The organism is Bacteroides difficilis (assembly GCF_048319815.1).
In the GTDB taxonomy this organism is placed as follows: Bacteria; Bacteroidota; Bacteroidia; order Bacteroidales; family Bacteroidaceae; genus Bacteroides; species Bacteroides zhangwenhongii.
On record NZ_CP182814.1, the window covers coordinates 3170112 to 3194904 of the forward strand.

The window sequence follows — 24793 nt, forward strand, 5'->3', positions numbered from 1 at the left end:
TATATTTAAATGCTTACTACGTCAATAGTTGTTGGCTGTTTTCTCCATTGGGAGACAAAGTAATAAACTAGAATAAGAGTTAGCAAGATAATTCCTAAAGAAATATATGTATAGTTCGCATTCAGTCTACTTATAACCTCACGAAAATCAGGGGCATCATTCGGTATTGCACGTATTTGCATTGGGTAGAAGAGGTTCCAAAGCGTTTGATTCAAAAGTATATAGCAAGAAATGACGATTTTAAGCGACAAGCTTGCGGAAGTGCTCCAGATAAACAATAACATTCCGACAACCAAACAAACAACTCCTGCGCTACTTGTTATCTCCAAAAGTGAAATATCAGCAATCATTCGACTTCCAATAAATATATTTAAAACATCCAACATTCTTCCTATCAATAAGACGCCAAGTCCCATTTTCGCTCCAAGATTCAGACAGGCTTTTGGAGAACATAGTAACCATACATATACTACAACAATAGCAAGCGTCCAGAAAAGTCGATATCCTATATATACCCAAAGAGAAGTTCCAAAGTTGATTCCTTGACATAATATATTTAGTACAGAACTAGCTACTAGAATGAAGAAATAAATAACCAACGCATCTCCCAATATCTGTTTATGAGCAGGAATTTCGTTACATTTATAAACCTCTTCCTCTTCTGGTGTCATATTAGGAACACCGTTCTTGATACGTCCCCATGCGGAAAGTACCATGAAAAATACAACTAACGTAATGATTCCTTCAATGATACCGCCAAATAGAGGAATGCACCCCAATACGTACCCCACCAACGTCCAGATTGTACAAGAATAAAGAGCCGACGCACCTTGTCGAGCTTCGTATGGAAAAGTAATTGATTTCTTCAAACCACGATAGCCAGAAAGCATCTTGACGTATGCAATTACCATTAGCACAAAACTTGACAGCCATCCTATCATGGGAACGAAATCTACAATGAGAGCAACCAGCAACAGAATATAAGCTGTACGGACGGTCGATACGTGTTCACCGTCTTGTTGGTTAGATTGCAGACGGGCAAAGCGTGTCAACGAACGGAAAAATAAATAATAGCCCACAATCACCAATAGCGAGAACATGCTTTCGATAATGTCTCCTATACTCAATGTAGGGGCACCGTTTCCACTCTCCATAAGGTCTTTGAGCATACCCATTACTCCAGAAGGATTAAGAAGTTCATTCACCGCTCCGGTGATACTGGCAGCTAGGTCTGCCAACGTGTAAAGCCAAATAGCACCTATCAGTGTTCCGACTGTCTTTTTCCAATAAATGTTTTCCATAATAATATGTATAATGAAATAATATCAATTCTTTAGAAGTTTAAGTAACCCCTTTGTCAAGCTGCTATATCTATTCAATCTTTAAATGATTAATTTTATTTCAATCATAAAATTATCGTAAATTTAATAAAATGTCAACATAAATAAATACTTAATTGTTTTATTTAAAGATTAAATACATTAAAATTGTAATTTTAACATAAAATAAAATTTGCAAAGCTAAGACTATCACATAACATTGCGGATATATTTCCGTTTCACAAGAAAGAAATATCCAATAATCCTACAGGAGAGAAATTCTATCCTATCTCTTATTAAAGATAGGAGTACTAGTTAAGAACGAAAAGAGAGTTAGATTAATTGGAATGGAAACTAAAAGGCAGCAAGTGAATGTTACTTCAAATGCTGCCTTCAACCTATCTTTTGAGGATAAATTTTAATAGGATTCCGTAAGATATCCTGATACATAAATTGCCCAATCACTTTTCTTATATATATCTAAATATCCTCTAGGAACAATTAGTTCCCTACAACCTAGAGAACTATTATCAATAATAGGCGGTACTATAGGGGTACAATATATTTTATTAAAGAAAACCTGAGCATTGTCATTCTCTTCATTTGAGGTACTAAAAGCACCATATCCGATAAATTTCAAATTTTTACCAAGTACTAACTCCCTATTGTTGGTTAATAAATTCTCACAACCTTTAAATGCTGTATTTCCAATTGTTTTTACTGCATCAGGTATTACAATATTACCTTTGAAATTTGCACATCCTCTGAAAGCGTCAGTATCAATTGTTTCTAAATTTTTCCCAAATTGTAAATTACCATCAAAGCCTGTACATCCTTTAAATGCACCTTCACCTATATTGACTACATTATCAGGAATTAATAAATTACCAGTTAAGTTTGTACATCCCTCAAAAGCTCTTGCACCTATATTAACAACACTACTAGGAATGATAAGTTCTCCCGCTAGGGGGTATCCTGCAAATGCATCGTCTCCTATTGTTTCCAATGTTTCAGGTAATTGGATATAGGTCAAACTCTCACATTCATAAAACACTCCATTTAAAACAGTTATTCCTGTTAAAGAGAAGTTCTCTACAGTTGTTAGATTTTTACAATTCAGAAAGATATAATTATCTCCTAAACGCATTTTATTATTTAAGTATCGTGTTGGAAACCTTACTGTTTTAAGATTATGACAATCCCTAAAAGCTAGAGGAGCTATGGAATCTCTATACATTACAATCTCGTAAGTTTCAGCTTCGCTTTTAGGTGGATAACGAACAAGTGCATTATTCGTTTCATCATATAATACCCCATTTTCTCTAACAATATAATTTCCATTACCAGAACCGACCATTTTAAATGTCTTCAAATTGGAGCAAACACTAAAAGCATATTCCCCTATGGTTTTGACAGAACGAGGTATTGGCATTTCTTCCACTAAAGGGCACATAAATGCTCCATATCCAATACTCTCCAATAGATTACCTTCTTCATATTCAACAGTTCGAACTTGATTACAAGTCCCAAAAGCACAAAAACCTATTGATTTTACATTTTTACCTATTGTAATTTTAGAGATATTACTATAATAAAAAACAGAGCCTTCCTCATAGTATTCTGAAGAAGGAATGTCACAATCAATATACAATTCTCCTGTTGTTTTCCAATCAAAAGCTCTACGAGATAAAGTTTGGACACTGTTAGGAATATTTATAAATTCACTTTTTGTGCATTCTCCAAATGAACGTCTTCCTATGTATGTTACAGTATTGGGTATTATAATATTGATTAGCCCAGTTCCATAGAAAGCTTGGTCGCTAATTTTTGTAACATTCTCAGGATACGCAATATCAGTCAACTGGCTACATTCTTTAAATGCACGTGCTCCAATCTCTGTCACCTCATTTACAAAAGAAAACGTAACCGTATGTTCACCTTGTGTAGCATAAGTATGTGTACTGGAAACTCCACTAGTACCATCCCCATAATCAATACCAATCAAACGATTGCCTGCACCCGCTATTGGATATGCGTCAATATCATTTGCTATTTTGATGGTCTGATTGGATGAGGTAGTTTTATATGTAGCAGTAAAAGTATAAACAGGAAGCGAAGGAACTACACCTATATAATCAGAAATATAAGTCGATTCACTATCTTCCAGCTTCAATGCAACCTGAACTCCCTGTGTACCTGCAAAGAAAATATCATCCAGATTCTCACCTGAAACCTTCAAACTCAATATGCCATTTTCTGCACTGACAGCCAATACAGGGAACTGTATAAAGTCAATGGCTCTAGTCCTAATACTGGTATATACTCCTTGTACTGATACCACACCATCATATTCCACCAATAAATCCGTACTTTCTTTTGGGGAGATTTCAAAGTCCAGTTCTATGTAACTGTCCGCTTTTGAAGTGCCAACAACAGTTGCCTTGCCATCATCATAACGGGGGATGTATGATACGGACTTAATGCCGTTTACTATTGACAGGGTATTCTTAGGGATTGTCAGTACAGTACCACTTGGAAGGGTAAACTCCACATACCCTTCTTTCTCTTCCACGCTCTCAAAGAAACTGTCACCATCTTTTCCCGCATCTCCAGTTGCCTGTCCCATGTCAGTCCATGTCTCCCCGTTAAACAGAAACCATCTTCCGTTTCTGATTTCAAGTTGTGGACTTACAGCGTCTTGCCCGTCCTCTCCAGTTGTGGGTATCTTATTTCCTTTCTTATCAGTCAACCACTCCCCATTCACCTTCCAATAATATGTTTCACCGTCTTGGTCTACGGTAATAACAGGGGTAGTACCATCATTGCCTTTATCCCCTTGTTCCCCCTTATCACCTTTTTCACCATGATAGATGGTGATAGGCTCGCCTTTGAGAAATGAGATTGTATAGCCTGTTACTTTCTCTCCTTCCTTTATTGGGGTGACTTTGGTAATGCTGTTGTTGTCCTGCAATGCCTGTACCAGTTTTTGTAATGAACTGATATTGCCATTCATCTGTTTACATAAATCTTCCAATGAAGTAACCCTTCCATCCAGTTGGTGGATGCTGTCCCATAAATCATCAGTGTTTGTCTTGCAACTGTAAAATGTAGTAGCGAAAGTTGCAACAATCAAGAGAAAGAATGCTAATCTCTTCATCATAATTAATAAATAATATTGCCACCTCACCCCATAGCGGCTGTAACATATTCAAAAAGAAAGTGTGGAGTAATTAGCCTTTCCATCAGTTCTTGTACAGATTCCAAACCATATCCCTGTTTTTGTTGGAACCGCATTGAAACCTTCTAACAGGAAGATACTAAACACTTTCATTATAGTATTGTCGTACAGATATTTAATTGACGTAACAAAGATAGAGAATTTTATTTATATTACTATATAGATTACACTTATTCTTAACTAACCTCAATTTAGGCTAAATATCAATACAAGTATAAAATCCTTACTTTTGTATCTAAAGGTCAGACAATCATAAATCTACACTAACTTTCTGTAATTGTTGATAATATGTGCTTTACAAAAAAATAGTCCTGTAGAATTAAAGGTAGCAGATGAATTTTACTTCAAATGCTACCTTTATTGATTAATAATAGTGCTTATTCCATTCTAGTAAATGTTTCTGTAAAGTTTCCACTATGGCGGTGGTCTGGTTCACGTTCTGGGTCTGTTTGTACATTGTCATATTTATAACGAAGTACTAATTTGTCTGATGTCAATATCTCAATTACAGGATTTGCATAAGAATCAAAGTAACCATCACTATTTTCTACAACTAATGTATGACCATTCAAGGTCACATTTTGGCTACTTCTATCCTTATTCCACTGTGAACCTGAATAGTAAAATCCCATCACAGAATAATTATTATCTGTTAGTTTCTTGATAACTATCTTCGCACAATCTCTATCTGGATTAAAAGGGTCAGAAGACTCGTTCCATTCATCTTTTTCAGTTTCTTCACTGCAAAGTTCCCAGCCTTCACTGCGAACTAACCCCCAAGTTCCCTCTAATTGGTTTACATCTATTTCCTCCTCATCATCACCACAAGCTGCAAAGTTCAAACTCATAATAATGGCTACTACCGCCATACCAATAAATCTTAGTGTTTTCATTTTATAATCTGTTTGGGCTTCTACGTTCCTAATAGAGAGCGTTACTAATTGAGATACAAGTGTGAGGAACACAACATAGAAAGTTGCACACTTCTTTAATAAGATTACTGATTGGTAAATTAGATAGACTGTCTGTTTCTTATATTTTTGTATTTAATGCCAACCTGTTCCCTAGAGTTGGCTACTACATACAAAAGCGTGGGAACTACTGAATATTACTACGTTGAGGCTCTGGACTGCCCTAAGTCAAGTAATAAACAATAGCCCACGCCAAACGATATATAGACTATCCATATAAGATAGGTATATAACATTGACGTGAGCGTTCTTGCTTATTATCCTTGACTTATGAAATTGTCCAGATTTCAACGTAGGATAATATTTTAAACGCTCTTCGTTAACTATGTTCTTTCAGAACTATCTCCATAGAAGTCTGAAATTGCAACAAAGTTACTAAAAGTTGTTTAATTAGCAAGAACTATTGCTTATTAAAAATTGAGAGATACCTGTAGTCTATAATTCAAGGCTGGTATGAAACTTGCCAAGTCTCCATATAAACAGGAATTTAGAACTTTCATACCAACCCAACTATTAGAAGCTAAGACAGTCATAAGTATTAAGTAACTCTTCCTGTCTTAGTCCCAAGTATCTTTTAGTAATTGATACACTTGAATGATTGAATAACTCCATCAATTTAACAAGTGCAAGCTCTGAATTATCGTTATTCATGTTATACACCTGTCTGCCAAAAGTCTTTCTAAGAGAATGACATGAAAAATTGCCTATTTGTAGCCTGTATTTCTTCTTAATCTCTTTCAATACTTCATTTATCCTCTGAATACTGAAAACTGTTCCTTTCTGGCTTATCAGGATAGGAGCATTAATACCAACAGGCTGTATATGCTCATAGCAATCCCTGATATGCTTTTTCAGTTGTAGATTTACTCTGATAGTCCGTTTCTTTTTCGTTTTATGTTCTATGATGGTAAACTCGTCTGTATCTAATATCTGATTCCATCTTAAAGAAAGAATATCAGAAATTCTTAGACCTGTGAAACAACCCAAAGCAATAAGAAGTGACATTTTATAATTACCGTCTTTTGCCAACTTCCTTTTAAATTCATGGCTTCATCCCATAGTAGGAAATCAGCCGTTGTATTACTGTATTTCAAGCTCATAATGTTCAGTTATGTGGTTAAACAAATAAAAGTGAAAATTAATTTCTAACTGGAATATCTAACTTGCTGATTACTAGGCAAACATTCACTAATTGTCAAAGTGAACATTTTTATAAAGCAAGGACACCAAACAAATAATGTCCTTACTTCATTTTGCCTATATAAATGGCAAATAGGCTTCATCCAATACACCGCTATCAACTATCCTTTTACAAAGTTCGTGCGATGCCTGATTCCTAAGGTCTGTGCCATAGTTCTTGCTACCAACCATGCGGATAATCTCTACAATGGTTTTCATTAATTCCTGCTGTAGTGTACGGTGATAATACCTTGTACTTTCAGCAAATCTTTTTGGATTCCAACCATAATCGTTCAAGGCTCTTTCAAGTTCTTGCGCTGCCTTGTATTCGCGACTGCCTTCTATTACCATATTCTTTAATATTTAAGAGGTTTATAAATGAAAAGAGCACCTGTATAGATGCCCTTTGTTTCTCTGCATTTCAATGTGCTATCTCAACATAATAATTTGAAATATTGATATATAGTCCAAATAAGCATCAAGATGAATGCGATAGGTGAAATTGCACACGCAATAAAGAAAGCTATAATCCAAAATGTAGCGATTAATAATGCTTGTAACATAATCTTTGATTATTAATAAGTGATGGAATAAAGAAAGGACACCTATACTTTATTATATAGATGTCCTTTTTCTGTATTTGACAATCCTGTGTATTCTCAAATACCACTAACTAAGAAACCACTGGTATTTGTTGTCACCATGTAAAGCGGAACATATCCCTGTTGCCAATTCTGTAGCATTATAGGCTCTATCCAAGAATGAATCTATATAGCTGCTCTTATTAGCACCTGTGAGCAAGTTGTAGAACTTCCACATAGACAAGTCATTTCCCAAACTGCCAAAGTTCTCATCATTGATATACGCTTTAGCCACATTGTTAACCTGTGTATCAGTTAGCAACATTTTAGGTATGTCCTTTTGGTAGCCTTGCGGTAATGACTGGTAAAGTCTCATCCTTCCAAGTAGTTGGCAGAATTGATGTTCTGTCATACTGGTATTGCCTAAAGTCTGCATCAAATGTATGTGTTTGGCTGCATCATATTTGTGGAACATCTCTAATACAGCTTGATATAAATCCCTTGTATTAGTAACTTCCAAGCAACTAAGATAGCCGTCTGTAGACACACATAGATTGGTGCAAACCTTACAGGTGAAACCAATAAAAACCTTGAATCTTTCAGCTCCTTTTTTGCTGTAGAGGTTCGTGTGGTTATAGGCTCTGACACCACCAATAGTAAGTGTTAGCCTGTTACCATGTACCGTCTCATAGATAGTAGGAATTTCAATAACGAAAGCGCACCGCTCGTAGTAGATAGTCTTGTCACTCTCTAATAACTGATTGGCTGGCTTATGTATCGCTTCCGGTATTCTACCTTTAATCACATGAGAAACACAAATGTCTGGCGATTCAATTTGTTCACCGCTAAAGAATGTATTGGCTGCATCCTGTACCGCTTCAATGAAAGCCACATGAGACAATGTAGCTTCGTTGTCCTTTGCGAATACAGGTATAATACAATCATTCCTTAGATGTTCCAAACTGGCTTCAATCGTGTTGGCTTCAATGAATAACGGTCGCTTCTGTTTGGTAGGTTGCTCTTCAACTATTACCGCTTCTTCCACATAATCACCAAAGTTTCTACTACTAGTTCTCTGTACTGGCATAATCTGTAACGTTTCCATAATCTGATAAATTATTAAGTTAATATGATTAGTAAATAGTGCATTTAAGGACAAAATGATAGTTTGACACAAAGAACTTTCCACTCTCTTACAAATGTGTAATCATGTAGTAAATCATAAATAATCTGCCTTTACCAGATTGGCGATTTACACAAAAAACTCATTGGGAGAGGGAAAGTGCTTTATGTGCATCTTTTCATTTTTCCTACCAATTGGTGAGGGGTGTAAGGGTAAACACAACAGTTAAGCGCATGATATACATCTGATATATCCCTACGTACTTTCTGACAAATCAAATATTTTACTTTATCAAAACATGAAGTCCAAATAGAAAGTACTTCCTCAATAGAAGGGGCGGGGGTATGATTTCAAGTACCTATATTTTTGAGTTGGGGATATACAAACAAAGCCCCAAACCTTATTAACGGTCTGGAGCTTTATGCTTGCCTTGTTCTGTCATATTGGTAGATTCTTATTCAAAGGTGAGTACCATCCTGTCAAGTTCATAGCCACTGACAGTTTTCCCGTCTATCTTCCTGCTAGCCTTCTCCACATGGTAAAGGGTACAGTGCTCTATCAGGTTGGCTTTTGGGGATAACTTGATTCCCAATCTGCCAAACTCATCCTTCAATTTATTTTTCAAATCCTTATTGCTGATAAAGCCAGACTGATATATAGCCAAGAAAGCCTTATCCATCCGTCTCTTATCCTCTACTGCTTTTAGAATCTTCTCCCTGTTCCATCTAAGGGTATTCATTTCAGATTCCTTCAAGTATCTTTTGATTAGGGGAAATTCAGGATATTCCTGTTCATAAGATTCGGAAGGGGAATCCAGATAATCTTTGAGCAGTTGCTCATAACTGACAGTCACAGCCTTTGCCAGTTTGATATTGAAATCTTCCCATTCATTCTGGTTGGTCAGTTCGAATCTCTCTGACTGCTGAAAACTGTCCCTGATACTGATTCCATCCTTATAGACTTTTCTTAGTTCCTGCTTGTAAATGAATGACTGCTTTTTCAGATTGTTATATACCATTCTGCCATTAATAATGGAGACTAGTTCTGTGTCTAGGTTCATCCTTTTAATATAGGTCTGCCTTTCTTCCTTGTCCAGCTTGTTCCACCCGCTTAGTAGCCTGTCAGCTTCATTCTCCTTATCCTGCATCAGCATTGCAAACTCTTCATCGCTCATAACATTCTTATTGGTGGAGAACAGATGGACTATCACATTCCTAAAGATGTTCTGGTATTCATCATTGATTCTGATTCTTCCCGCTATCTGTTCCATTGTAGTACTTATATCCACCAAAGTCTGCGTCCTGTATGCGTCACTGGCTACTATTATCAGCCCGTTATTGGTGAAAAGGTTGCATCCCTGAAAGCATTTCTTTGTAAAGAAGTTAATCTTCTTATTGGGACTGCTGACTGATTCTATCTGGTATTCACCCAATAACTTGCTATTCCTGATTCTGTCAGCACAGCATATTTTCACATCATCAGGATTCAGTTTCAATGTGTCCGCTATCTGCCTGATACTGGTCACTGAATTGATGAAAATATACAGTTCTTCCACTTTGCTGACATTGCCGTTTATATCCGGAACTGATATACCCTCATCCAGAAATATCTGTATGAATCTAGCCAGTCCTTTGGTTAATTGCGTCACCTTGTATCTGATAGGAGTTATTTTCGTCACTCCATCCCATTGGACTTTGTAATGTGGAAGCTGTTTCAGGAAATCTATCTCAAAGTCAAGGTCAATTGGAGTGGCAGACAAAAAAGAATAATGCCTGAACTTCTGTATCTCTTCCATCAAGCCGTTAATTGCATCGTACCTGAAATCCATATCTTCCAAGATTAGATGGTACTCATCCACCAATACTTTCCATCCTTCTGTACTGCCCAACCATCCAACCAACTTGGGCAGACTGTCATAGGTCACGGCTATTTTATACGTGGTATTGTTTTTGATATACTTCCTGAACTGGTATTCTCTTACGCCACCATAACATTTGAATACCTCATACCTGTTATTCCTATCTGCCGCTATACTATCCACCAAGTCCTTGAACGGGCAAACGATAATATAGTTACTGCTGCAATTGGCAGCTACATAAGTACCACCTACATCTGTCTTTGTCTTATTTACGATTCCAAAGGGAATACCGTCTTTAAATCTTTCTAATTCTCCCAAGTATCTGGCATTGCCGCCATTAATGATTTCTTGTTTCATTACGTATAGATTAAGTTTGATTTATAAAATTGCAATCTGTGTATTTGAAATATCTGACTTTAGGTTAAGTTTAAACAGGGTTATATTTTCCTTCTTATATAAGGACGATTTGAAGAAAAACTCGTCCATAAGAATTATGCCATAAGCACATCATAATGTCTGTAGATTTACAGCGTGATTGGCTCAATCGTAAATTTGTGCGGTGTCTGCATTGTAGTGAACGTGTATCAGGGAGACTTGGAGCAGGACATGTAAATCCATGACCTGATTTGTACCTGTATTGGTAAATGGCAGAAATGAGCCACACCCCCTATTTGAACATTGGAATCCTACAGCTTCAAATGCCAATATGTTTTTGATTCCCATTACAGGCTCACATGGTAACAGGTAATTGGATTTGGTAGCATATCCAGTTGGGGATATATGTCGCTCTGATACCTATAAACACGAAAAGGGAGAACCGTTTGCACAGTCCTCCCTTCACTAGAAGTCATTCATATATCATCTTACATTTTCATATCCATTTTCATATCCAATCTTCTAACAAAGTTAAGCGTGTGCTCTGTGGGATGGATTGGGAGTAAAGTACCAAGTCACATACGTCTCTTCATATTCTGCACATTGCTCCATAATAAGCCGCTCTGCATCTTTGGTCTTAGTGATTACATTTCTGCATTCCTCCCATTGCTCTTTCCAGTCGTCTGCAAGAGTAAATAGTATGCCATACGCCCCCTTTACGTAAGGTAATATTTCAATGAGTGGACTCATATCCTCTGTCATACGATTGACAATTCCAATAGCCTCTTTCATTAGATTTAATATAGCTTCTGGGTCATTGAACTCCTTCATCACCCATGGAATCTCAACTTTGGACACATTTTTCAAGCTCAATACATCACTATACATGGTGGTCATAGGATTATCAAGCCATTCCTGAATGAAGTCAGGGCTTGACGGTACTTCCATCCCAAATACCATACAATTATAAAGATTCATGTTAATTATCTCTATTGCTCTTTCCAACTCTGTTACCTTCTCATTATACTTCTCAATATTAAAGCTTTTAATCATTTTATAATCACTCATAGTTCTTATTGTTTTGTAAATTAATATCATTCATCTTGACATATACGGTGTAAACCTTGTTATCTCTTTGCTTGCGTCTCTTGGAATAGCCATTGAGCTTAGCCCATATCCCAATCACGGTTTTACTGTCTTCTACTTGGTGAGCCAATGCAAGCTCACGTAGTTCTTCAAAATTAAATTCATTCTTCTTCATTAGGAAAATTCATTAATTTGTTAATTGTGGTAATCTGTAGTGTTTCGCTATTGGCAAGAGCAGAGCCAACCTTTTAGAATTGGCTCTATTCATGCTCAAAGCATAGGTATATGTGTACTATACCATTCACATTCTTGGCGACAAGTCTAGGGTTGTAGATTGTCGTGTTCGCTATGGAAAGTATGAGATACGGGAACAGTATGTGTGATGCAAATGCATCCAGTTGTCCTGACACATATTCATCTGTCATGTAATCTGGTAGTATGAAGCTATGCAAATAGACCTTCACGTCTCTGTATCGCTGCATCTTAAGCTTTATAATCTCTCTTTTGTCTAAAATTGCTACTGGGATGTCTTTAATGAAGTAGCTCGAAGTGGTAAATTGCACATTCATTGCCATTATACATAAATTTGAATTATAGAATGTGAATCTTGATGTGGTGAGTGGTACAAATTCAAGTAGTAGATTTCAGATATACTTCAAGTCGGTAATTCACTCGTTTCAGTAGTACCACTCTTGTCTCATGTTGATGGTGCAAAGATACTGCACTTCTTGAAGGTGGCATAACAGTTTTCTAACTTTCTTGAAACTTCGTGTAGAGGGTTTCATGAGAAGAAAAGGAGGTCTGTTCCGGTAGCCCTGACCTCGATTCCGACCGTTTATGGAGTGTTTGAAGGTCGGGAATGGAGTGGGATTAACCTGCGTCTGTCTTGCCCTGTCTCATTTTTGCATCTTGGTGTATCGGTAGCAGCCCGAAGCCCCTGTGAAGTCTTGCGGACTTTATGGCGTGCTGTAGTGCCGATTCTCGGGTGGCGGGATAGGTCAACCTTTTCGATTTGAACAGACATCGGTCTGTAGTGGTGAATCTAGGTGACGGGGAAAATGACCACCGGACTTTGAATCACAGCGCAAAGGTACGGCTTTTAGGGGAAGTAGCCTAATGGTAGGGTGGGTTTATGGATATTCGGAGTTGAGGCTGCTCTAAAGCCCGGATTCTCCCCATGACCGTAGCCACTCGGGGAGAATCTGACATTCAGGCTTACCGGAAGCCCTGATTCTTTGAGACAGGAAAAAACACTGTCAAACAGAAAGAGGACGAACCTTTGAAAAGGAACGTCCTCTTATTATATCATGTACAATCCGGTTATCTTTATTGTTGTTGAGTTTTGCGCATCGCAACAACACGTTCTATGATTAATTGCTGAATGCAGCTAATCTTATCTTCGCAATTAGCTGCTGCAATTTGCAACTTTTCAGTTGCTTCAATGCTGTTCAATACATCACAAACTGTATCAAAACCATATTGCAAAATGCAATAATTAATGGCTTTAATATATCTGGTCTGTTTTGCAGCTTTTACTCCAAAGGCTTCTACTGTTGCCTTCATCAATAGTTCTGCCTGCTGATAACTTCTGTATTCTCCTGTAAAAGAAGAAGAATTTATAGCAAGGGCTTTGTTTTGTAATAAAGCAACGGTAGTAGTCATTCCAAAATATCCCTGTACGGCAGTACCGGACATACAGTATATTATACCGAACTTGCGGATGTTCAGTAATAATTCATTTCCCGTAACAATACCCGCATATCCTATCCACTCATCCTTTGAAGGGCATTGGGAGAGATATGCAGTTGTTGCTACTCTGCGATAAGCGTCAGAAACACTATCGCATTCCACTATTTCAACTTGTAATGGCTCATCTATCAGACCGAACAGATTAACATTATCGGCTTTGTCCAGATAGACCATTACTGCCGGAGCATTATCGGGAAGACTCTCAATCTTCCTGCCGTCATAATCGTATAGAGAAACATTCTCTGCGTAAAATGGTTCTGCACTACAAAAGCAGAATTTGGTCGGCAAGAGCTTGCTCTTATCTATAGATTCATACACTTTATCCTTCTCAAAGTTTTTACGTTTGATAGAATAATCGGTGAAGGCAGGAATGATTTCTAGGTCTTTGCCATTTATATTAATTGTGGCAATATGATACCACTTGGGAGCGTCTTGGCTTCCGAGATTTATTGTTTTCATATTGTTATTATTTATTATTATTGATAATAATAGTACAAGTTTATACCGTATATTTACGATTCAACATGTACCCGGCAGGTAGCTCCCACTCTATAAATAATATGTAGATAACAATTATGAATAATTGCCACAGCTTCTCACTTCCAAATAAAAAGTGATAGCTTATAGCACATAAGTGCCGGTGTCAGATTGTACATGATGTCAAAGAACGAGTTGTCCAATGCTTACTCATCAACAATATGAGTTAATCATTTAACTGCTGCAAAGGTAAGTCATTTTACTGATAACATCCAAATTTTACAGTCATTGTTTTTTGTAAGTGCTTGATTTCGTCCGGATTAGCTACAAGATTAGATTTCTGTTAACGTCAGTTAATGAAATTCTATCATGCCTAAATTCTCCTTACAGCCGTATCTGTCCGGAGAGAATATGGCGGTTTGGATAGTATTCCGTTCCAAAATCACTTTCCGTTTTCCTTGTCTTTAGCCTTCAATATTGCTGCTACAATTTCTTTCATGTCATTAAGGCTGTCATTATCCAGAATACCTATTCTGAAAGCCTTGTCAATAATCTGCATGATGGTTTCCATATTTACCTCTATCTTTATACATTTGACAATTAGCAATTTAAGCTCATCCCTCAAATTGGACAGATTACCAACAGACAGCCGCTCAACATATTTATGGGCTACCTCAAAGCCGGAGGCAGGAGATTGCATAAAAGCCTCCACTTCTTTCACAATACCACTTATTTCGCTATTGTAATCATATAGCTTGCCATCTTTCACATACCCCATACGTTCAGACATATCACAGGCTTTATTGATTTTAGAAGCGAAAAATTGAGTGTCCAACAGAGTATCGAAGGTTATATTATCAGTCACGCTTGCAGTTGAAATTGGTTTCTTAGCCGTTTCTTCTTCATTCATATCTACCGTGTTGTTTGTCTCTCCAATCTTGAATAATGTACTACCTTCGATTTTCTTTAAAGAATTAATGAGCCTTGTCCCTTTGTCATTTACTGTTTCGTGCAAATAAACATCGTCTATCATTGTGGTATCTGTATGTGCGGTTGCTATTATAACATCTTCTTTAGGAATCCCGAAGCGACACATCAAAGTGATAAAAGTATGTCTTGCTGTTTGAGTATGAATCAGCTCAAATAGTTTCTTTCTCTTTTTGACTATATTGCTGCCTATTTGTTCAACATAGTTTATATCGCTATCCAGTCCCGCTTTTTTGCATACCTGTTTTATTGTTTTATTCAGCTTAGCTTCATTTCTACTGATTACTTTTTCATCTTCTGTAAGCAAATCTATATGCTTGAAACCTGTTTGCTTGTACCTCTCTAAAATTTCTTTTACTACAGGAAAGAGATGTAATGTAGCTTGTTCTGTGGTCTTTTGGACTATAAACGAAATCACTTCATTACCATCCTCTAGTTTTGTAATCGTATATTCTCCCTTAAATATTTTGGGTAAATCTGAAATACGCTGTCCTAACAAGCACTGACAAATAAACAAATCTTTAGCTTCACTCTCTTTGGCATTTAAATCAGTGTAATTATATATGGCTAATAATTGTTCTTCTGTTAATGGAACTTGTTTACTTTTCTTCTGCTCTTTACTTCGTTTATCTTCCAAGTACGTTATGCCGTTAGTATTTATGTTTGCTTTTATAGCTTTATCTTTATTGGCATGGTTGATTAACGTTACAATCCCCTTGACTTTGTTAAGGAGAGTTTTAATTCTCGCAGGATTCCTTTCCAGTAGAAATTGTTGATAATCTTCCAGTACATCTGTATTTATGGCAGATAACCTGTTGCTTATACCTTTAGCTTCCAAATACTCTTTAAATGCCGTTACATATCCCAGATATATCTTTCGACTATTCTCTGAAGGAATATTCCTTTCTGCCATTTGACTTAAGATAAGTGTTGCGGATAATTGGTTGTTATCTTTCATAATTGCAAAACGAGTTTTGAGATTAGGATTAATAGCTTGCCTCATTTCCTCAAAAAGGAAATCTATCCTTTCTAAGTTTTCACAAAGATAATTCTTCTTCTCTTCAAAGATAGCAAGAAGCGACCTTATTTTTTTATTGACTATCTCATTATTCCGATTATCCAACCTTGTCTGCCCATTGCTAACAGTGGCTATTTGCTTTCGCTTATTCCATTGTGTTGGATAAACTTTTGCTCCAATATTGACCTTGTATTGTCTCCCTCTAAAGGTAAACAGAGCATAAATAATAGTTGGCATATTTTTCTTTGTCTGCCGTAAATTGAAATTTAAACTGAAATCTAAAAATACCTGTTCGCTCATCTTTGTTATTACCAAGTGTTATTAAAATCGGTTATTACATTTGGTTATTAATGAGATATTTTATAAGGTATGTCCGTTTTGTAACCCCTTGCACAATATATTGAAATAAAGTTTGGTTATTAAACAGAAAGTCCGTATCTTTGCAATGTGTTTTTCATAGTATTAGATTTAAGGTTAACAAAAGATTGGCTGTCTGGGATAGATAGCCTTTTTTTATGCTAAAAAAGTAACAACGAAATTTACACATAACACAAAGGTCATATTATGAATACTTTCTTTGTTAAGACGCTCCGTATTATGATGCTTTTCCTCTTTATTATTTCGTTAGCATTAGGCTATGTGATATATGAGGATACATTAGCGGTATGGTGGATTCCTGTTGGCGTGGCGCTTTTGATCGCTCTTGCCACTTTGCCTTTTTATAGAAAATGGTCTTGGCTGACTACAACAGAGGGTAAAGTGATGAATGTCCTATGTCATATTGGTTGTGTGGGCGCTATTAGTTATGCCTTGTTTCTTAGTGGCAATTATTGGCTGGCCGATACTGCTTCCATATATGAAGAAACGGTTATGGTGCAGAAAAAATATATAGAGACCCATAAGAAAACCCGCAGGGTCGGCAAACATCGTTATGTATCGAATGGAGTGCGTAAAGAATACTATTTGCAGGTTGCTTTTGAAAATGGGAATGTGGAAACGTTGCATGTATCCTCTGCTGTTTATAACAAGACGCGGCAAGGGAAGGAGAAAGTACTGACTTTGCAAAAAGGCTTCTTTGGCTTGCCGGTGGTTACGAAAGGACTTTGATTCAATACACGGTGATTCGTTCAAACATTCGTGATATGTTACTTGTTAAGAGTTTCAATTCTAAAAAAATGATTGATTATGAAAATGGCTCTTTACGACTTCGTATTACGGAAAAAAGGAATCTATGGCATTTTGCACATTGTTATTCTTCTGCTTTCTCTTTTTCTGATCATAAGTATCTCTATTGATACTTTCAAAGGTATTCCTTTCTATACGCAGAGTGTGTACATGAAAGTACAGTTATGGATCTGTGTACTGTTTCTGGTTGACTTCGTTCTCGAATTTATTCTGGCGGATAATAAGAAACGTTATTTCACTACTCACTTTATATTCCTGCTGGTTGCCATTCCCTATCAGAATATCATAGCTTATATGGGGTGGACGTTCTCACCCGAAGTTACTTATATGTTACGTTTTATCCCTCTGGTACGTGGCGGATATGCGCTGGCTATTGTAGTGGGGTGGTTTACTTACAACAGGGCTTCAGGGCTTTTTGTATCTTATTTGACGATGTTGCTGGCTACCGTCTATTTTGCCAGTCTCGCTTTTTTCATTACTGAACATACGGCCAATCCTTTGGTCACTAAATATACAGACGCTTTGTGGTGGGCATTTATGGATGTTACTACAGTTGGCTCGAATATTATAGCCGTGACCACTACCGGGCGGGTACTTTCGGTTGTACTGGCGGCTTTGGGGATGATGATGTTCCCTATCTTCACTGTCTATATAACCAGTATTATTGAACGGAGAAATAAGGAGAAACAGGAATATTATGAAGAGAAAGGAGAGCCGGCACATAAGCAACAGGCAAATACTGCCGCCCCTCAATAAATCTTGTAGATTCAGGAACTGAAAATATAAACGATGAGTCCGGTTATCGCCACATACACCAAAGCATACGGGATGGCCGCTTTTAGTATCTCACCTTCCTTACCCTGTTGGTTTCCGGCAGAGGTAGCGATGGCAATGCTCTGCGGAGAGATGATTTTTCCTCCGGTAGCGCCTACTGTATTGGCTGCCGACAGCCAATCCGGACTGACATGAATTTGTCCTGCCACACTTGCCTGTAACTTTCCGAAGAGAATATTGGATGACGTATCACTTCCCGTGATGAACGTTCCCAGACAACCAATCACCGGAGCGAATAACGGATATAGACTTCCTGTAGCCGTAGCCAGTGCGGTAGCAATCACGGCAATCATTCCGGAGGTATCCATAATGGTAGATAATCCGACAAGGCATATCACTGTGATAAATGTTTTCTTTAGCTGCTTCACCGTATTCCAAAGAACGGTAAACAACTCTTTTACTTTAGCTCCTTGTATTAATCCGCCGACAAAAGTGCCGATAAAGAGCAGCACTCCGGCATGAGTCAGCCAGGAAATCGTATAGTTGGCTGTAGAGGAATTAATGGGCAGACTGATTCTGGTGACCCAGTTATTTTCCAAAGTATGGCGTAATCCTGGAAAAAGAGGGCTGGTAAGTATAATCAGAAATAAGATCAGCAGATAGATACTCCATGCGTTCATTATATCTTTCACCTTCAGATGGCTTTTCCGCGCTTTTTCTTCTTTGGATGCGGTCAGCTTTCCATACAAGACAATCACAATAATGGAAAGAATGCTTCCGATGATAGCCGGAGATTCGGCTCCCATATATTTGGCTGCCATATATTGGCTGATTAGCGAAACGCTTCCTACCAGCAAGGCAAGGAAGATGTTCTTTGGTAGTGATTTGATTTTGGAGTCGGTAAGAAAAAGCAATACCAATGGAATAAGGAACATCAAGACCGACAATTGTAATACGACATTGGTACTGAGATGCAACACATCCAGATTGGTTTCTTTGGCTAATACCAGTACAGGAGTTCCGATCGCTCCGAAAGCGGTAGCCACACTATTGGCTATCAGACTTACTGTAGCCGAGAATATAGGTTTGAATCCCAGACTGATAAGAATCGCTGCCGGAATGGCGACTGCTGTCCCGAATCCTGCCATTGCTTCCAATAACCCGCCGAATCCCCATGTCAGTAGCAAGACTTGGATACTTTTATCGGTAGAGATAGAGGCGAATTGCTGTTTGATAATCTCCATCTTCTCTGTTTTCAGTAATACATTGTAGCTGAAGATAGCCATCAGAATAATGATTAAAATAGGGGAGACGGCTTTCAGTGCTCCATATATAAAGGAATAGAACAGATTGTCCGCAGAAAAAGAGAAGCCGAAGAGGGCAATCAGCATTGTTACGATCAGAGAAATGATACTGCTTTTGTCGCCCGGCATTTTGAAGAATGCCATTAATACAATTAATAGTAATACCGGAATAATAGCAAGGACTAAGGTCATAATCATATCAGGTTTTAAAAGGTGAAACGTCCGTTGGTTAGTTGTATAACAAATGAAGCTCTCACTTGGGTCGGTGAGGGAAATAGATTTTTCGAAAATAAATAGGATTTTACGTCTTTATATGCAATAAAATATTTACTTTTGGCAGATAAGTACATTTTATTCCACTATGTTATGGACAGTGAACGGACAGTAAAAACAACGGCTGAACAATTAGAGGCGCTTACTAAAGAAAATGAGCGGCTCAAACAAGAACTTTCAGCTCTTAGGCAAGAGAAAGAAAAAGCCAATCCTATTAGTTTTAAAGAAAGGTATGCTGTAAAGATCTTGAATTCTTTGCCGGATATGTTGACTGTTTTCGATCATAACGAGATAGGCATCGAAGTGGTATCCAATGAAGAAACGAATCATGTCGGAGTGACAAACGAGGATTTTGTAGGGATGCATATGCGTAATATGGTTCCTCCGGAAGCCTATCAGAACATACATTCCAATATGCAGCACGCAGTCGCAACGGGGACTGTCTCTGCCGCACATCACGAATTGGATTTCAACGGCAAGCGTCACTATTACGAAAACCGCATTTTCCCATTGGACGAAAAGTATGTACTGATCATGTGCCGTGACATATCGGAGAGAGTGGCTACTCAACGGCAATTGGAAGTTTTTAAGAGTGTACTTGATAAAGTGAGCGATAGTATTCTTGCCGTGTCGAAGGATGGGACATTGGTGTACGCCAACAAACAATTCATAGAAGAATACGGAGTGACTAAGGAACTGGGGACTCAGAAGGTATATGATTTGCCTGTTTCCATGACCACGAAAGAGGCTTGGGAAAAACGACTTCAGGAAATACGGGATAATGATGGCAGTTTTGCCTACCGTGCCGCTTACGTACGTATGGGAGAGACGAAGAAGCGGGTGCACCAGGTGTCTTCTTTCCTGACACATGAGAATGAACAGGAGCTGATCTGGTTCTTTACGCAGGATATTACCGATGTCATAAAGAAACGGGATGAACTTCGTGAGCTGAATCAGTTGTTGGACGGCATTCTGAATAATATTCCGGTCTATCTGTTTGTGAAAGATCCGGCAGATGAGTTCAAGTATTTGTATTGGAACAAAGCATTTGCCGAACATTCCGGTATCCCTGCTTCCAAAGCGATAGGGCATACGGATTACGAAATTTTCCAGTCAGAGGAAGCTGAGAAGTTCCGTAAGGATGACCTGGAATTGCTTCGTACCCACCAAAGGATTGATATACAGGAAACGTATCTGACGGCTAACGGTGAAGCGCGTATTGTGCAGACGCTTAAAGCGCTTGTTCCGATGGAAGACCGTGAACCGTTGCTGATCGGTATTTCTTGGGATACCACGAATCTCCAGAATATAGAACAGGAATTGATTAAAGCCAGAATCAAAGCAGAGCAGTCTGACAGGTTGAAGAGTGCTTTTTTGGCGAATATGAGTCATGAAATCAGGACACCGCTCAATGCGATTGTCGGGTTTTCGCAGTTGTTGCCTACTGCGGATACCCCCGAAGAACAGAAACTTTATTCGGATATTATCAACCAGAATTCGGACATTCTGTTGCAGCTTATTAATGATATATTGGATTTGTCGAAGATAGAAGCGGGCACGTTGGAATATGTGAAACGTCCGATGAATCTGGGGGAAGTCTGCAGGACAATCTATGCTGTTCACAAGGAACGTATAAAAGGAGGTGTGGACTTCATCTTTAATAATGGAGAAGAGGACTTGCAGATGGAGGGCGATCCGAATCGTATTATGCAGGTTATTACGAATTTTATCACCAACGCTACCAAGTTTACCCATACGGGAGAGATACGTTTCGGATTTGAACGAGAAGGGGAGAATGTCCGTGTATATGTGAAAGATACGGGAATAGGAATAGAAAAAGAAAAGGTGGGACATATTTTTGAACGCTTTGTCAAACTGAACAGCTTTGTGCAGGGCACAGGCTTGGGGCTTTCCATTTGCCGGATGATTATAGAGAAGATCGGCGGAGAAATAGGGGTGACTTCCGAACTGGGTAAAGGTTCGACTTTTTATTTCATAATACCGTGTACGGAAGTTGATTGAACTTCCGCACATATACAGTTAGTTGCAGTCTGACAGTTTAGAACTTTATTTCAGGAACCAATATGAACTTTGTCTCCGGGAAGTGTTTCTCCAACCATGTCCGGACGAAGTTCATCGTGTCGTTCTGAATCGTCTTGTCTTCTACCGTAGGATACATATTATAGAGAACGGTATCCAGCACAATCCCCCTTTTTTGTATGGCTTCAAGGCTAAGCAAGGTGTGATTGATACTCCCCAGTTTGCCGGAAGTGACAAAGATAAGCGGATATTTCTCTTGGGCAATGTAGTCTATCGTCAGCAGTCCGGTGGTTAGCGGGACCATGAGGCCGCCTGCTCCTTCAAGTAAAACATAGTCGTATCGTTCGCTCAGTTTCTCAGTTGCCCGTTTGATTTTATTGAAGTCGATAGGGCGGTTGTCCAGTTGCGAGGCAAGGTGGGGGGAAGCGGGATAAGAGAAAATCTCCGGCATAGTCAGTCCTTCTTCATCTTCTTTGGTGAAGAGGATTCCCATAATGCGACGATGCAGGTCGATGTCTTCGGAATGACCTACATTTCCCGTTTGAATAAATTTCTGGGTGATGGTACGTTGTCCGTTCTTGTTCCATTCACGGGCTAGAAAGCCGGTGGCATAACTTTTTCCGGCATCGGTGTCGATACCGGAAACGAAAAATACATTCTGTTTCATGCTTCTTTCTTTTTTGCGATGATATAAATAGGGTGATAGGTCAGAGACACGGAAGTGCCCCGTGTGAATTCTTGGGTATAACGCTCGCTGAATCGCTGTAAATCACGACGGGTCCGCAGTTGCCCGGAAGATTGTCCGGATATTCCGGTTACTCCCGTTTGCTTCAAGTGATAAAGAACTTTTATGGGATTGTCGAACGAAAGAGGAATCAGTTCTTCTTCCGAATGGAGGATGTCAAAGTCGGCCGACAAGGCGGTTTCGAGTTCTTCTCGTGAGCGGTAGGGAAGACCGTTGCCTGTTAGTTGGCGTATCTCTTTCATATTCTTTTTGCCAAAGGTGCTGAAAGCGAAATAGCCTTGTTTGTTGAGCAACGTGTTACATCTCTTGAAAAAGTTTTCGGGAGATTCGAACCATTGCAAGGCGGAACAGGAAGTTATCAGGGTACTTTCGGCAGGAAAGGGCGCTGTTTCCGCATCTCCCGGCAGGAAAGACACTTGCTCTTTCTTTAACAAATCCTCGCAACAATATTTCATCTCCGGGCAGAGGTCGTTCAATAAGAGCATTTCCGGACGAAGAGTCTGAAACAACATACGGGAATAGATTCCCGTGCCGCAACCGAACTCAATCACTTTCGGGCAGGGAGAAGGTAGATGTTCCGTAAGCAGGTGAATCATTTTGTCCGCTATTTGTCTTTGTACGTTTGCTTCTTGCGGATAAGTGGCGATGGCTTTGGTGAAACGTTCTGCGATTAGTTGTTTGTTCATAATCGATATTTATTTGGTTTGTAGGATTACGCTCTCAAAGAGTTCCTGTTGGTAGTGGGCAGCTTCTGAGTATTCAAGAATATCTACCTTGTTTTTCCATGCAAGCCGTTGATTGTCCGGTAGGAAGATACGGTCATTCTTTCCTATGATGGCTTTTTGCCATACGAAGTCAGAAGGCGGTAATGACAAGTATTGTTGTTGTATGGCGGCTAGTTCTTCCTTGAGCTCATCGGCCGGACGTTGCGGAGCTACTGTTTGAAATACTTTGTATTCGGCTGCCGAACCGCACATCCTTCTTTGAAACTTTTGCAGTGTTTGTTCATTCAACCCTTGCAGTGTTCCTTCGAATATAGCGGGTTCAATCCCTTTCGTTTCGTGTATGGGATAGGGAGTCCCATTGATAGCGATACTATGCGAGATGGGCAGAGACGGGTATTGTTTCATGAGTTGAGAAGCTACCCATATCCCCATCGACCATGCGATGAGACGGATTTCGGAATACTCTTGTAATAAGTCGGTATCGAACTCCAAAGAACGATAGTCATAACAAACCATCCAATCAGTATCTGTCGGGCGGATTTGCAGGAAAGGAATTTCATCCATTCCCCAGCCTGCGAAGAAAAGCAAGAGGCGCTTGGAATTATTCTTTATGATAAAATGTTGTTTCATCCGTTAATCAAGGCTATAAGTTGGTCGATTTCATGTTCTGTGATGTCCGCCGTCAATGAGAAGCGGATACGGGAAGTTCCTTCGGGCACGGTAGGCGGACGGACAGGTAATGCGTAGAATCCTTTACGTTGGAGTTCTTCCGCTTGCAGTATGGCATCTTCGCTCGCTCCTATAATCATGGGGACAATGTGGCTTGCTGAGGGGCAATGGTATCCTTTGCCGGTAAGTGCTGTCTTTAGTTTCTCACTGATGCGCAGGAGGTGGGTTCGCTTATATTGAAGAGCGGAGAGATGTTGCAATACCCATGCTGTCCATTGAATATTGACAGGTGGAAGGGCAGTGGTGAATATAAAGGTACGCATCTTGTTAATCAGGTATTCCCGAATAACCTGGCGGCAGACAATGTAAGCTCCTGCTGAGGCGATTGCCTTTCCGAACGTGCCTACCAGGAAATCTATATCGTTGATACAGTCTTGTTCTTCGGCACATCCTAGTCCTTTTTCTCCCCGTACACCGAAGGCATGAGCTTCGTCTACATAAAGAAGAACATTGGAATAGCTCTTTTTCAATCGGACGAGAGCGCGAAGATCGGCTTCATCTCCATCCATACTGAAAATACTTTCGGTAACAATGATGATTTGTGTATAAAGATTGTGATTCTCGGAAACCAAACGTTGCAGTTGGGAGGCGTCATTGTGGCGATAACGGATACATTTGGCGGACGACAATCTGATTCCGTCTATCAGGCTGGCGTGCACCAGCTTATCGGCAAGAATCAGTGTTTGCGCATTGCTGACGGCAGGAAGAATCCCTGTATTGGCATGATAACCACTGTTGAATATGAGTGCGCTTTCTGTTCCGAACATAGTTGCCAACTGTTGTTCCAATGCTTGATAATCGGAAAAGTTACCTGTCAGCAACCGGGAAGAAGAGGAAGTAGGCAGAAAAGTTCCGGGAGTCATCGTCTTTAAGAACTCCTCTCTTAATGATACATCATTAGCCAGTCCGAGATAATCATTGGAGGACAGATTCAACATCCGTTGTCCATTCAGAATAACCTCCCGTCCATCGTGAATCAATGGCGGGAGAGAACGGTAGTTTTTCTTTTCTTTGAGAACAAGCAGTTCTTGGTTGATAGAGTCTAATATCATTATTT

Annotated in this window: 17 protein-coding genes and 2 pseudogenes; 3 read left to right on the forward strand and 16 right to left on the reverse strand. The window is 39.0% G+C overall.

Going from position 1 to position 24793, the window contains the following annotated elements; translation table 11 throughout:
- Nucleotides 1–5 precede the first annotated feature (5 nt).
- The 11 genes and pseudogenes from ACNOGP_RS11955 to ACNOGP_RS12005 form a co-directional block, all read right to left on the reverse strand.
- Complete coding sequence (locus ACNOGP_RS11955) at nucleotides 6–1301, reverse strand: hypothetical protein (protein ID WP_418212885.1); 1296 nt, start codon at nucleotides 1299–1301, stop codon at nucleotides 6–8.
- Between the two features lie 436 nt (nucleotides 1302–1737).
- Nucleotides 1738–4479 carry a leucine-rich repeat protein gene (locus ACNOGP_RS11960; RefSeq protein ID WP_418212886.1) on the reverse strand — a complete coding sequence of 914 codons (2742 nt, stop codon included), beginning with the start codon at nucleotides 4477–4479 and terminating at the stop codon, nucleotides 1738–1740.
- Between the two features lie 455 nt (nucleotides 4480–4934).
- Nucleotides 4935–5450, reverse strand: a complete 516-nt coding sequence (locus tag ACNOGP_RS11965; protein WP_418212887.1) for a hypothetical protein — start codon at nucleotides 5448–5450, stop codon at nucleotides 4935–4937.
- A gap of 591 nt (nucleotides 5451–6041) precedes the next feature.
- A pseudogene (locus ACNOGP_RS11970) lies at nucleotides 6042–6628 on the reverse strand (tyrosine-type recombinase/integrase).
- A gap of 157 nt (nucleotides 6629–6785) precedes the next feature.
- Complete coding sequence (locus tag ACNOGP_RS11975) at nucleotides 6786–7058, reverse strand: hypothetical protein (protein ID WP_195630013.1); 273 nt, start codon at nucleotides 7056–7058, stop codon at nucleotides 6786–6788.
- Nucleotides 7059–7376: 318 nt separating this feature from the next.
- Nucleotides 7377–8393, reverse strand: coding sequence for a DUF3871 family protein (locus ACNOGP_RS11980; protein WP_418212888.1), 1017 nt, complete (start codon nucleotides 8391–8393; stop codon nucleotides 7377–7379).
- A gap of 472 nt (nucleotides 8394–8865) precedes the next feature.
- Entirely contained in the window at nucleotides 8866–10626 is a 1761-nt protein-coding gene (locus ACNOGP_RS11985) for a DEAD/DEAH box helicase family protein (protein WP_418212889.1), read from the reverse strand.
- Between the two features lie 549 nt (nucleotides 10627–11175).
- Nucleotides 11176–11712, reverse strand: coding sequence for a hypothetical protein (locus ACNOGP_RS11990; RefSeq protein ID WP_418212890.1), 537 nt, complete (start codon nucleotides 11710–11712; stop codon nucleotides 11176–11178).
- Nucleotides 11705–11905, reverse strand: coding sequence for a hypothetical protein (locus ACNOGP_RS11995; RefSeq protein ID WP_195630017.1), 201 nt, complete (start codon nucleotides 11903–11905; stop codon nucleotides 11705–11707). Before ACNOGP_RS11995 ends, ACNOGP_RS11990 begins: the two co-directional genes overlap by 8 nt.
- Before the next feature lie 1151 nt (nucleotides 11906–13056).
- Nucleotides 13057–13938 (reverse strand): hypothetical protein, encoded by an 882-nt coding sequence (locus tag ACNOGP_RS12000; RefSeq protein ID WP_418212891.1) that lies wholly within the window; start codon nucleotides 13936–13938, stop codon nucleotides 13057–13059.
- Between the two features lie 460 nt (nucleotides 13939–14398).
- Complete coding sequence (locus ACNOGP_RS12005) at nucleotides 14399–16261, reverse strand: tyrosine-type recombinase/integrase (protein WP_418212892.1); 1863 nt, start codon at nucleotides 16259–16261, stop codon at nucleotides 14399–14401.
- A gap of 264 nt (nucleotides 16262–16525) precedes the next feature.
- Here ACNOGP_RS12005 and ACNOGP_RS12010 point away from each other — a divergent pair, with 264 nt between their 5' ends.
- Both ACNOGP_RS12010 and ACNOGP_RS12015 read left to right on the forward strand, forming a co-directional pair.
- Nucleotides 16526–17068 (forward strand): hypothetical protein, encoded by a 543-nt coding sequence (locus ACNOGP_RS12010; protein WP_143866416.1) that lies wholly within the window; start codon nucleotides 16526–16528, stop codon nucleotides 17066–17068.
- A gap of 78 nt (nucleotides 17069–17146) precedes the next feature.
- Nucleotides 17147–17902: a potassium channel family protein gene (locus ACNOGP_RS12015; protein WP_007757800.1), complete on the forward strand. Its 756-nt coding sequence runs from the start codon at nucleotides 17147–17149 to the stop codon at nucleotides 17900–17902.
- 11 nt (nucleotides 17903–17913) lie between these two features.
- Here ACNOGP_RS12015 and ACNOGP_RS12020 read toward each other — a convergent pair whose 3' ends face one another.
- Nucleotides 17914–19416, reverse strand: a complete 1503-nt coding sequence (locus ACNOGP_RS12020; protein WP_186968393.1) for an L-lactate permease — start codon at nucleotides 19414–19416, stop codon at nucleotides 17914–17916.
- Between the two features lie 174 nt (nucleotides 19417–19590).
- On the opposite strand from ACNOGP_RS12020, the pseudogene ACNOGP_RS12025 reads away from it, so the two are divergent.
- Nucleotides 19591–21510, forward strand: a pseudogene (locus ACNOGP_RS12025) (PAS domain-containing protein); the annotation flags it as partial.
- 46 nt (nucleotides 21511–21556) lie between these two features.
- Here the strand turns inward: ACNOGP_RS12025 and bioD are convergent.
- From bioD to ACNOGP_RS12045, 4 genes are read right to left on the reverse strand one after another with little or no spacing between them, the layout of a single operon-like run.
- On the reverse strand, nucleotides 21557–22204 hold the full coding sequence (gene bioD, locus ACNOGP_RS12030) for a dethiobiotin synthase (protein WP_272720472.1): 648 nt from the start codon (nucleotides 22202–22204) through the stop codon (nucleotides 21557–21559).
- Nucleotides 22201–22968: a malonyl-ACP O-methyltransferase BioC gene (gene bioC / locus ACNOGP_RS12035; protein ID WP_418212893.1), complete on the reverse strand. Its 768-nt coding sequence runs from the start codon at nucleotides 22966–22968 to the stop codon at nucleotides 22201–22203. The genes bioD and bioC overlap by 4 nt, the downstream gene beginning before the upstream one ends.
- A 9-nt stretch (nucleotides 22969–22977) precedes the next feature.
- The gene (locus ACNOGP_RS12040; RefSeq protein ID WP_418212894.1) at nucleotides 22978–23637 is read right to left on the reverse strand and encodes a DUF452 family protein; all 660 of its coding nucleotides are present in this window, start codon (nucleotides 23635–23637) and stop codon (nucleotides 22978–22980) included.
- Nucleotides 23634–24788 (reverse strand): 8-amino-7-oxononanoate synthase, encoded by a 1155-nt coding sequence (locus ACNOGP_RS12045; RefSeq protein ID WP_418212895.1) that lies wholly within the window; start codon nucleotides 24786–24788, stop codon nucleotides 23634–23636. The genes ACNOGP_RS12040 and ACNOGP_RS12045 overlap by 4 nt, the downstream gene beginning before the upstream one ends.
- Nucleotides 24789–24793 lie beyond the last annotated feature (5 nt).